Below are 9,734 nucleotides of genomic sequence, written 5' to 3' on the forward strand. Positions count from 1 at the left end.
TATATCGCTAACCGGAACAATTGCAGCTTTTTCTGGGTGGGATTTTAAATAAGTTTCATCTAAAGTTAGGAATTTTCTTAACTCCGAGATTAACTGCTGGAGACTGACAGGTTTGAGCAGAAAGCCATGACAGAGCGATCGCAATGCTTCTTGCTCTTCTTTTAAAACAGAAGCCGTAACCATGATAATAGGAATGTGTTTAGTGCGATCGTCTTTTTGCAAAAATTTACTGGTTTCGCCCCCATCCATGTTGGGCATTCGCCAATCTAATAAAATCAAGTCAATATCGTGAGTTAAGGCAACATTAATTGCCTCCAATCCATCTTTAGCCAACAGCAGGTTGTGTTTTGTGCCCGCGAAATAACCTTGGAGCAGATTGAGGTTAGATGGTACGTCATCAACAGCGAGAATTGTGGTAGCTTTAAAAATATCTAAGTTATTATCCAAATCTGATTGAACTGTGCTTTCTGTGGTAGAGTTTGTCACAGAAACTTCTGGGAAAGTGAAGGTAAAAGTACTACCATGACCCAGTTGACTTTGTAGCGTTACTTTGCCACCTAAAAGTTGAGTTAGTCTTTTGACAATTGCTAATCCTAAGCCAGTCCCACCATATTTGCGAGTGCTTTGCCCTTCCACTTGCAAAAAAGCATCAAAAATACTGTTTTGCTGATCGCTAGGAATACCAATTCCGGTATCTGCTACGGCAATTTCCAGACACACACTATTTTCTGAAATTCTCGTCTGAGAGCGAGCGGATATTTTGATACTACCGGATTCGGTAAATTTGAGAGCGTTGCCAACTACATTGAAAAGAATTTGGCGCAGACGTACTTCGTCGAACAGAATAGCTGTGGGTAAATTTTCATCTATTTCACTCAGCAAAGAAAGTTGTTTTTCTTGAGCTTTTTGGGAAAAAATTAGGCAAATCTCCTGAACTAATACCCGTAAATTTAGTGGCTCGTGGTGCAGTTGTAGCTTTCCGGCTTCAATTTTAGATAAGTCGAGGATATCGTTGATTAAGGCTAAGAGTGTTTTACCGCTAGCAGCAATAGATTGCAGGTAAAAACGCGGCTGGGATTCAGTGATGCAGTTTTGCAGTAAGTCGCAAAAACCCAAAATGGCATTCATAGGAGTGCGAATTTCATGGCTCATATTTGCGAGAAATTCGCTTTTGGCACGGTTGGCGGCTTCGGCGGCTTCTTTAGCTTTTTGCAGTTCGGCTTCTGCTTGTTTGCGAGCGGTGATGTCACGCACTATCAGCAAAACTTCATCCGTCTGAATTGGTACGATGCGTGTCTCTTCGTAATGTAATTTATCCTCGATCTGGAGTTTCTGTTCGTAGGTTTGAACTTCTCCCGTTTCTATAGCTCGCTGGATATAATTAAAGCGTTTTTGGGCTCGATCGGCAGGTAGGACATCAAAAATAGTGATTTTCTTTTGTTCCTGCTGAGAGTAGAGGATATTGAAGTCTTCTTCGGCATAGAAATCATCTAGATAAGTGCCGTCTCGGCGCATACGAACGAGTAAGTCGGGAATAGCTGCGATCAAAGCTCTGTTAGTAGCTTCGCTCTTTTGTAGGGCTTGTTCGGCTAATTTTCGCTCTGTAATATCCTGTACGGTGCCAAACAGTTTGACTACCTGTCCCGCTTCATCAAAAACAGCTTGTCCCTTGCCCAAAGTGTAACGCATTGAGCCATCCGGTCGAAAAATGCGAATTTCATGTTCGTAGTTTTTGCCTTCAGCGATCGCATATTTGACATTATGCTCTAGGAGTTTTATATCATCTGGATGAGTGAATTCTAAAAGTTTTTGGTAACTAGGTTCGAGTTGGCTGGGCTCAACTCCGTAGATGCGGAAAGTTTCCTCTGACCAGACGATCTTTTGGTTGATGAGATCGAAAGACCAATTGCCTAAATGAGAAATTTTCTGAGCTTCAGCTAGGGCGCTTTCGCTTTGGCGCAATGCTTCTTCTGCTTGTTTGCGAGCGGTGATGTCGCGTACTATTACCAAAACTTCATCCCCTTCAATTGGTACAATGCGGGTTTCTTCATGCTGAAGTTTACCTTCTACGAGGATTTGCTGTTCGTAGGTCTGAATTTCACCGATTTCTAGGGCTTGCTGGATATAATTAAGGCGTTCTTGGGCTCGATCGGCAGGTAGGATATCAAAAAGATTGACTCCTTCTCGTTTCTGGTGAGGGTTAATGATGTGGAAATTGCTACCCGCATAAAAATCTAAATAATTGCCGTTTCTGCTCATGCGAATGAGCAAATCGGGAATAGCTGCGATCAAAGCTTTGTTAGTAGCTTCGCTCTTTTGCAAAGCTTGTTCGGCTAGTTTTCGCTCTGTAATGTCTACCACGACTGTCCCCACCCAAACAGCATTGTTCTCTGGATTGGGAATGGGGAAATAAGAAGCCAGCCAGTAGCGAATCCCACCTGGTTGCAGGGGAACTTCTCCACTCACTTCTAAATTCAAAATCGGCTGACCTGTGGTAAGAACTTGTTGGTAAATCGGTTCGACAATAGGAGCTAGTTGAGGTAAAATTTCGCGAATTGTTTTACCGATATGCTCTGACATAGGTACGCCATTAATTTCTGCCAGAGATTCGTTCACTTTGACAAACTGCAATCGGTCATCAATAATATTTATGCCGAGCGGTGCAGAATTAAATAATACATTCAGTTGGGCTTCTCGGAAGGCAAGTTCTCTTTCCAAGGTTTTGCGATCGCTAATATCAATGGTGAACTGATTGACGAACCAGCAATCGGCTACTCGATCGTATCTAGAGGTCAATCTGGCTCCTAACCACCGCAGACTCCCGTCTTTGTGGTAGAATCGATACTCGAAACTGACAGTTTTTTCGGCAAAAACCTCACTAAATAAAGGAAGAATTATAGTTTCGAGATCCTCTGGCAGTATTCTTGACATCCAGATGGATTTATCTTCTAAAAATTCTTGGGGTTTATACCCAAAAATAGATTCGCAGCCACGGGAAAGATACTCAATATTCCAATTTCCATTGGCGAAGATTCGCAGCTGGATAATTGATGCGATCGGGCTGTTAATAATATCGCTTAATTTTGCTTCTGATTCGCGCAAATTTGTCTGGATGCGATCGAAACCTTCCCGCAATTGCTGCGCCATCTGGTTAAAAGAACGCGCCATGCGATCGAGTTCCCGCACGGGCAAATGTTCGGGAATTTGCACATTTAGATTGCCTTGTGCAATTGCTGCTGAAGTTTCGCTGAGGGTGAGAATTGGACGGGCAATCCGGTTGGCAATTAGGATACCCAGGAGGATCGTTATTATCGCTGCCAATACCGTCAGCCGAATAGTATATTGAGTATTAATATCGATCTTGGCCATGAAGTCAGACTTCGGTACAACCGTCACGATCGACCAATTCAAGCCATACTTATCTTTGTATGGTTTTACTTGGGAGAAATAGGTTTTCCCGTTCTCGATAAATTGCCACTGCTGAAGGCGATCGATCTCGTTCAAATTAAACTGCGATTTTATATTGCGACTGACAGCTTGAATTAGAGGATTCTGACTTTGAGTTGCCAAAATTCGCTTAAATTTACCATCCCTGGTTTTAATAAAAGGTAATTCATCTGTGGAACTGGCGATTAAAGAGCCATCGTTTTCCATGAGAAAAACAACACCTGTATTCCGCAGTTGCAATTGGTTGATAAAATCATTTAATTTGCTCAAATTCAAATTAAACTCAAATGCTCCTACAAATTTTTTATTGACATTATAAATAGGTAAAATTGCTTTAATATGAATTTCAGTGCCATCACCTGATGTATAGACTGAACTCCAGATTTCTCTTTTTGTTTGTTTGGCTAATTTATACCAGGGCTGCTGTCGAATCTCCCCATTTTGTGGAGATTGTCCCATTTTTATAAATTTAGATAGCTGACCGTTTGAGTTAATAGCGTACTGTTCAAATTTTCTAATATCGGGGTTGTTTGCAATCTTAAGTATCAGTTTACCGTCGATGGATTCAACGATTCTCAAATCTCCCTCTTCATTGGCGTATAAAATACTTTGAATGTTATCAAAATTGGAGATTTGCCAGATCAGATGACGTTCTACCGCATTGATGTTCTGGGGGTCAAGTTGGCCGAAACGCACAGCGTTAGCGTTGCTGCGATCGATCTGCTCAGGTTGTTCTAGGTAGTGATCTAAGTAGAGGTGGACGCGATCGCCAACTTCAATCATCAACTGGTGTGCCAGTTGCTCTACTTCTGAGCGGCTATTCTGAAGTGAAAAATAGTTGGTCAGTCCTACTGCGATCGCCACTAGCAGCACGAAGGGGACGACGAGGATGAGCCGCAGGGGGATTTTCAGTCGGTGGAACGGGAGGAACGATCGCATAATTTACGTAGCCTAAGCAAAAACTGACTATTTTCCATTAAACATATCCCAAAATTCTGGTGGGGTAGGCATCCTGCCTGCCCTTTGAGATTCTTTTGGAAGAGATGTCTATTCTTCTTTTGTTTAAACTAGCTTAAATTTTGAAACACATTCTCAGAGATATGCCGCGAGTATCCCTAATTGCTTTAAAATATTAGGCAAATCCCCCAGTTGAGGCGATCTTAAAATATTATAAATTAGGGGCGATCGCTGGCAATGTAGGTGCTGCCTTACCCCAGGCTAACCCAACTTGTCAGTTTCAGTAGTTCGTTTTCGCTTCCCTGATGCTCAAAGCATTTTAGACTGTTGACTTTTTAACGAATGCTCGTGCAGCGGTAATATTTTTAAGCCAACCCACAATTCAATGACTTTTGAATGATTGACTTTTGTAGCTCATGTCTTCTCTTGATACAGCAGATCTTTCCTCTATCCAATTCCTTCAACGCCAAGCGGCGTCGTTGTTGCTATACCGATCGGTTTTAAGCGACCCACCGGGTATAGCTTTCTTGGAACTGCTCGATGCTTTGAAACGCTGGGATGCGGAAGGGCTGATTTACTTGCAAGCTTATGGCAAGTGGTTCCAAGCTATAGCCGCCACAAATAAAAGTTGGCAGGATTACTTAATTTGGCAAATTCTCAGAAACGATAACCCGTTTACCCAGCAAGCGCAACGGCAAGATTTCGCAAGTTTACCATCGGCTTTAGTAGCAGCAGTTCAGCAAGATTTACAAGCGTTACAAAGTCTTTACGAATGCAGCGGTGCGGAACTTAGTTGCTGGGTACAAGAAGCATCGAAACTGCCGCTGGCACCTGTGGTTTGGTATCGAGAACAAGATGAAATCAGCTATCTATCCGATGCAGAAAAAAAAGCGATCGCCTCTCTGCAAGAACTGGATAATTGGACAGATGCTGTCGAAGATTTGGCCGCTTATTACCGGGAGTGCGGTACGGGGATTTTGGCTGAATATCAAGCATTGCGCTGGCAGTCCGGTCAGTTGTTGGGCATTGCATACCCCGATACCATCAAAATCAAGGAACTGGCGGGATATGAGTCCCAGCGAGATGCTTTGATGAAAAATACCGAGTTTTTATTGTTAGGTTATCCAGCGCTTCATGTCTTGCTTTACGGCAGTCGCGGTTCGGGAAAATCTTCTTTGGTGAAGGGATTATTGAATGAGTATGCCAATCGCAATCTCCGCCTCATCGAAGTGTCAAAATCTGACTTGAAAGATTTATCAAAAATTGTCGAACTGTTGCGGAACGTACCGCAGAAGTTTATCATTTTTGTAGATGACCTCTCCTTTGAAGAAGATGACGATGCTTTCAAGGCTCTTAAAGTTGTCCTGGAAGGGAATATAACTGCTCGACCTCAAAATGTGGTAGTTTATGCTACTTCCAATCGGCGTCATTTGATTCGCGAATTTTTTAAAGATCGACCTGCTCCCAGCGATGAGGAAGTTCATGCTTGGGATACAGTACAGGAGAAGCTTTCGTTTAGCGATCGCTTCGGTCTTACTCTCACTTTTGAACCTGCGGATCAAAAAACTTATTTAACAATTGTGCGCCATTTAGCAGAGCAAGCTGGAATTACTCTTCCTCTAGAAGAATTAGAGTACCGCGCTCTCCAGTGGGCAACTCGTCACAACGGACGATCCGGTAGAACGGCTCGACAATTTGTTGACTATCTGAAGGGAGAATTGGCAACTTTGGATGGATAATTTTAGATTAAATTAATTTTTTTTGATAACGTGATAGAGATAAATGTGCTACTAATAGTGAGATCGTAGTACCAGAAAGAGGAAAATACAATGGGCTTGTTCGATAAAATAGCAGGCGGTCGCAAGCAAACCCAAACAACGCTAGGGCCAGCGGAAGCATTTGCGGCGATCGCATTGATTGCAGTAGCGGCAGACGGTTACGTTACCGATTCGGAAGCGCAAGCCATTAGCACTATTTTATCTCGGATGCAACTGTTCAGGAGCTATCCGGGTGACGTAATGAGAAAAATGATTGATCGACTCCTGGGTATTTTGCAAAGGGAAGGCCCAGAAACCCTGTTTAATGCCGCAATGTCTACGCTTCCGGATGAACTGAAAGACACAGCTTTTGCTGTAGCAACTGATATCGTTTTGGCAGATGGCGAAGTCACCGAAGAAGAAGAAAAACTTTTGAACGATCTCTACCGCGCTTTAGAAATAACTGAAGAGACTGCTGTCAAAATTATAGATGTCATGCTGATAAAAAACAAAGGTTAGAAGTTTATTCAGCAAACTGCAAGGTCATCCAGGCTGGCAATTTTTGATTAAACTAATGTAGGGTGTGTATTAGCACCCTACAGTTATGAGTTAATGCCAACAGACGCCTCATAAAATCCAAACATCAAACTAAGAAACCACACAAACCCGAAAATAATTTTCTTCATTCAACTTTCAAATTTGCAATCTGTTGAGAAAACCACACAGCAGCGGTAATATTAGTTCCTTCGTTCAGACGTTCCAAAGTTTGCTCTAGCAAAGAAATAGGCAACCCAGCAAGTACGACAGACTCGCTACACTGTTGATATTTACCACTTTCCTGTAGCCGAAATGCGATAACCTGTCTGCCTCGAATATTAACCACCCAGTATTCTGGAATTCCCAAATCGGCATAAAGTTTTTTCTTTTCATCCAAGTCAGTCGCTATAGTTGTGTCAGCTATTTCACCCACCAAATCCGGTACTCGCCACCTATTTAAATCAATTCGACGCAGTTCGCCTTGTTGCCATTGTGGAACTCCTTCACCGATGTACAATACTAAATCTGGTGCTGCTGCTTGTGTGTTCGCCTTCTCCAGCAAACAGCGTCCAAAAGAAGCTGCTATTTGTTGTGTAAAGCGACTGAACCAGAAGCCAAACAGCATGATGAACAGGTCGCTAACACTGGCGTGATTGATTCCTTCTGAACCCATATCAATTAAAAGTCGATCCCGATTAAAAAACAGCCTGATTCTCTCTAAGGTTTCTGCATCGCGACAAGCTAAGTAGTCTGACCAAGTAGCTGGTTTCCACTGGGGTAAACCTGTGGCGAGGACTGTTTGGATATCTGTAGGAGTGGCGGTAGTCATAGCGATGACACCAATTATGGTTGTATAACAATTATAGCTGTAATTTTGTGGGAGATTAGCGAAGAAATGCCTTTTTCTTATACTCGGACAATTCGCTTTCAAGATACCGATGCAGCAGGCGTCGTTTATTTCGCCAATGTTTTGCCAATGTGTCACGAAGCCTACGAAGAATCCCTGGTAGCATCTGGGATTAATATTAGATCGTTTTTCAGTACTAACTCAGGAGTTGCCATTCCCATCATCCATGCTAGCGTTGATTTCCTTCGCCCGATGTTCTGTGGCGACAAGATAATTATTTACTTGTTTCCGAAAAGTTTAACTAGCAATAAGTTTGAAATTGAATATCAAATTTTCGATACTAAGCAGCAGCAGCTAGCCAAGGCAATGACTAGACACGCCTGCATCGATCCTACGAGTAGAAGTAGAAAAGAATTGCCCACAGACATTATTGACTGGCTGCAAGATTGGAACGATCTGGATGCGACAAAATAGCTATTTGTTGTATTTGTTCGCGATTGATTTTACCCTGCGCGTTACGCAGCAAACTTTCTACAGGTATCCAATATTTGGGTCGTTTGAAGTTACTTAATTTATCTAAAATTGCGGTTTGCAGCTTCTCGGTGTCAACTGCTGGATGCTTGGGAACGTACACAGCCGTCACCGCTTGACCCCAATGCCGATCGGGTATGCCAATGACGCAGACATCGCTAACTAGATCGGTCGATCGAATCGCCGCTTCCACTTCCGATGGAAAAACATTTTCGCCGCCAGTGATAATTTTATTGCTGTTACGTCCGACAATATTTAAGTAACCTTGTTCGTCAAAAAATCCCAAATCATCCAGTTGTAAAACTCCCTGCTTTTCTCTAACAAATGACCTATCCGGATAATAACCAAGCGCCAATGAATCAGCCTCAATGCTAATGATACCAGCCTTATTCACACCTAATATCTCGCCATTTGGACTGCAAATTTTTACTTGTGCATGAGGTAAAACCTGTCCGCAACTATTATTTCCTTTGATAAAATCTTCTGGTTTGAGGGTGACAATTTGCGAGGCGGTTTCTGTCATCCCGTAAGTGAGTGCTAACCGAATTTCATGGTGTCTCGCTTGTTCCAGAAGTTCGTGCCAAGCTGTAGCACCTCCTAACAGAACTGTTTGAAACTGAGACAACCATTGTGGGGTACTCTGTAACAGACGTTGCAGTTGAGTTGGCACTAAAGATATGAAAAATTCCGCTGGTTCGACTTCGCATTTTTCACCAGCTTCTATTGCTTTGAATGGCATAATCGCCAGTTTTCCGCCAGTGAGGAATGAGCGCATAAATTGCATCAAACCGCTGACATGATAAAGCGGTAATACGCAAAAAGAATTGACTGTATTTATATCGAAATATTGGATAAATCCTTGCACGGATGCTGTCAATGTTTCCCAAGTGTGGATGGCAAAGCGAATTTCACCCGACGAACCGCCCGTGGGAATCATAATTCGATTTTGGATTTGAGATTTTTGATTTGGGATTGAGGAGTTTTTGGGCGGGATATTGCTTTTTGCCAGTTGTCCCCAAATTATGTCTGGTTGGACTAATTCAAAAACTTGTTGCCATTCCGCTTTTACCCAGTCAGGATTGCAGAGAAATACGGGGCACCCGGCGGCTGTTGCAACGATGAAACCGGCTAAAAAGCGCACTGGATTGCGTTCTGCTAAGATAATTTTTGGTGAGTTTTTATGTTTGGATATTTGGATTAATTCTAAATGTAATTGTTCGACAAGTTGAGTAAATTGATGGGTGTTGTAACCAATTAGCCAATTACTTGGCAGGTGAGACACCTGCCCCACAAGATCTAATGGGGGTTGTTCCATAAATTTTCAAGCCACGTTTCCTCATCTTCATTAAACCAGTGATTGACGCCAAAACCAACTGCTCGATCGCGATGAGAAAGTTCAGCTGCAAGGTTAAGTGCAGCTTGTCTGCCAATAACTGTTTCAAAAACAGATGAAAAGACGACATCAATGTCATGTTGCTGACAAAATTGACGCAGAAGTCTGGGGGAACCAACTATGCCGGGTTTGATGACAAAAATACTTCGCCAACCTTTTTCGTAACAGGTTTGCAATTGGCTAAGTGTGGCAACGGATTCGTCTAATGCTATTGGGGTAGAATAGCGGTTAGCTAAATCTAACATGGCATCAAATTGCTCGACGG

The 9,734-nt window shown here is 42.7% G+C and carries 7 protein-coding genes; 3 read left to right on the forward strand and 4 right to left on the reverse strand.

Annotated elements, in window-relative coordinates; translation table 11 throughout:
- A partial coding sequence (locus tag H6S82_RS08300; RefSeq protein WP_191056146.1) for a PAS domain S-box protein occupies positions 1-4,386 on the reverse strand: 4,386 nt, incomplete at its 3' end.
- A 434-nt stretch (positions 4,387-4,820) separates the two neighbouring features.
- Between H6S82_RS08300 and H6S82_RS08305 the strand changes: the two genes are divergently transcribed.
- On the forward strand, positions 4,821-6,143 hold the full coding sequence (locus H6S82_RS08305) for an ATP-binding protein (RefSeq protein WP_190462301.1): 1,323 nt from the start codon (positions 4,821-4,823) through the stop codon (positions 6,141-6,143).
- Between the two features lie 90 nt (positions 6,144-6,233).
- Positions 6,234-6,680 (forward strand): tellurite resistance TerB family protein, encoded by a 447-nt coding sequence (locus H6S82_RS08310; protein ID WP_190462298.1) that lies wholly within the window; start codon positions 6,234-6,236, stop codon positions 6,678-6,680.
- Between the two features lie 163 nt (positions 6,681-6,843).
- Here the strand turns inward: H6S82_RS08310 and H6S82_RS08315 are convergent, their stop codons facing one another.
- Positions 6,844-7,527, reverse strand: coding sequence for a Uma2 family endonuclease (locus H6S82_RS08315; protein WP_190462296.1), 684 nt, complete (start codon positions 7,525-7,527; stop codon positions 6,844-6,846).
- A gap of 66 nt (positions 7,528-7,593) precedes the next feature.
- On the opposite strand from H6S82_RS08315, the gene H6S82_RS08320 reads away from it, so the two are divergent.
- The gene (locus H6S82_RS08320) at positions 7,594-8,019 is read left to right on the forward strand and encodes a thioesterase family protein (RefSeq protein WP_190462294.1); all 426 of its coding nucleotides are present in this window, start codon (positions 7,594-7,596) and stop codon (positions 8,017-8,019) included.
- On the opposite strand, the gene H6S82_RS08325 is transcribed toward H6S82_RS08320, so the two are convergent.
- Both H6S82_RS08325 and H6S82_RS08330 read right to left on the reverse strand, forming a co-directional pair.
- A complete protein-coding gene (locus H6S82_RS08325; protein WP_190462292.1) occupies positions 7,973-9,391 on the reverse strand; it encodes a 2-succinylbenzoate--CoA ligase in 1,419 nt (472 codons plus the stop codon). The two genes, H6S82_RS08320 and H6S82_RS08325, sit on opposite strands and share 47 nt — an antisense overlap.
- A partial coding sequence (locus H6S82_RS08330) for an enolase C-terminal domain-like protein (protein ID WP_347339475.1) occupies positions 9,373-9,734 on the reverse strand: 362 nt, incomplete at its 5' end. The genes H6S82_RS08330 and H6S82_RS08325, both read right to left, overlap by 19 nt.

The organism is Planktothrix sp. FACHB-1355, assembly GCF_014748295.1.
Taxonomy (GTDB): Bacteria; Cyanobacteriota; Cyanobacteriia; order Cyanobacteriales; family Aerosakkonemataceae; genus Aerosakkonema; species Aerosakkonema funiforme_A.

Excerpts from the sequence above, each read along its gene's own strand:
- H6S82_RS08315 (WP_190462296.1), bottom strand. The coding sequence starts at position 7,527 with ATGACTACCGCCACTCCTACAGATATCCAAACAGTCCTCGCCACAGGT.
- H6S82_RS08320 (WP_190462294.1), top strand. The coding sequence starts at position 7,594 with ATGCCTTTTTCTTATACTCGGACAATTCGCTTTCAAGATACCGATGCA.
- H6S82_RS08305 (WP_190462301.1), top strand. The coding sequence starts at position 4,821 with ATGTCTTCTCTTGATACAGCAGATCTTTCCTCTATCCAATTCCTTCAA.
- H6S82_RS08310 (WP_190462298.1), top strand. The coding sequence starts at position 6,234 with ATGGGCTTGTTCGATAAAATAGCAGGCGGTCGCAAGCAAACCCAAACA.
- H6S82_RS08325 (WP_190462292.1), bottom strand. The coding sequence starts at position 9,391 with ATGGAACAACCCCCATTAGATCTTGTGGGGCAGGTGTCTCACCTGCCA.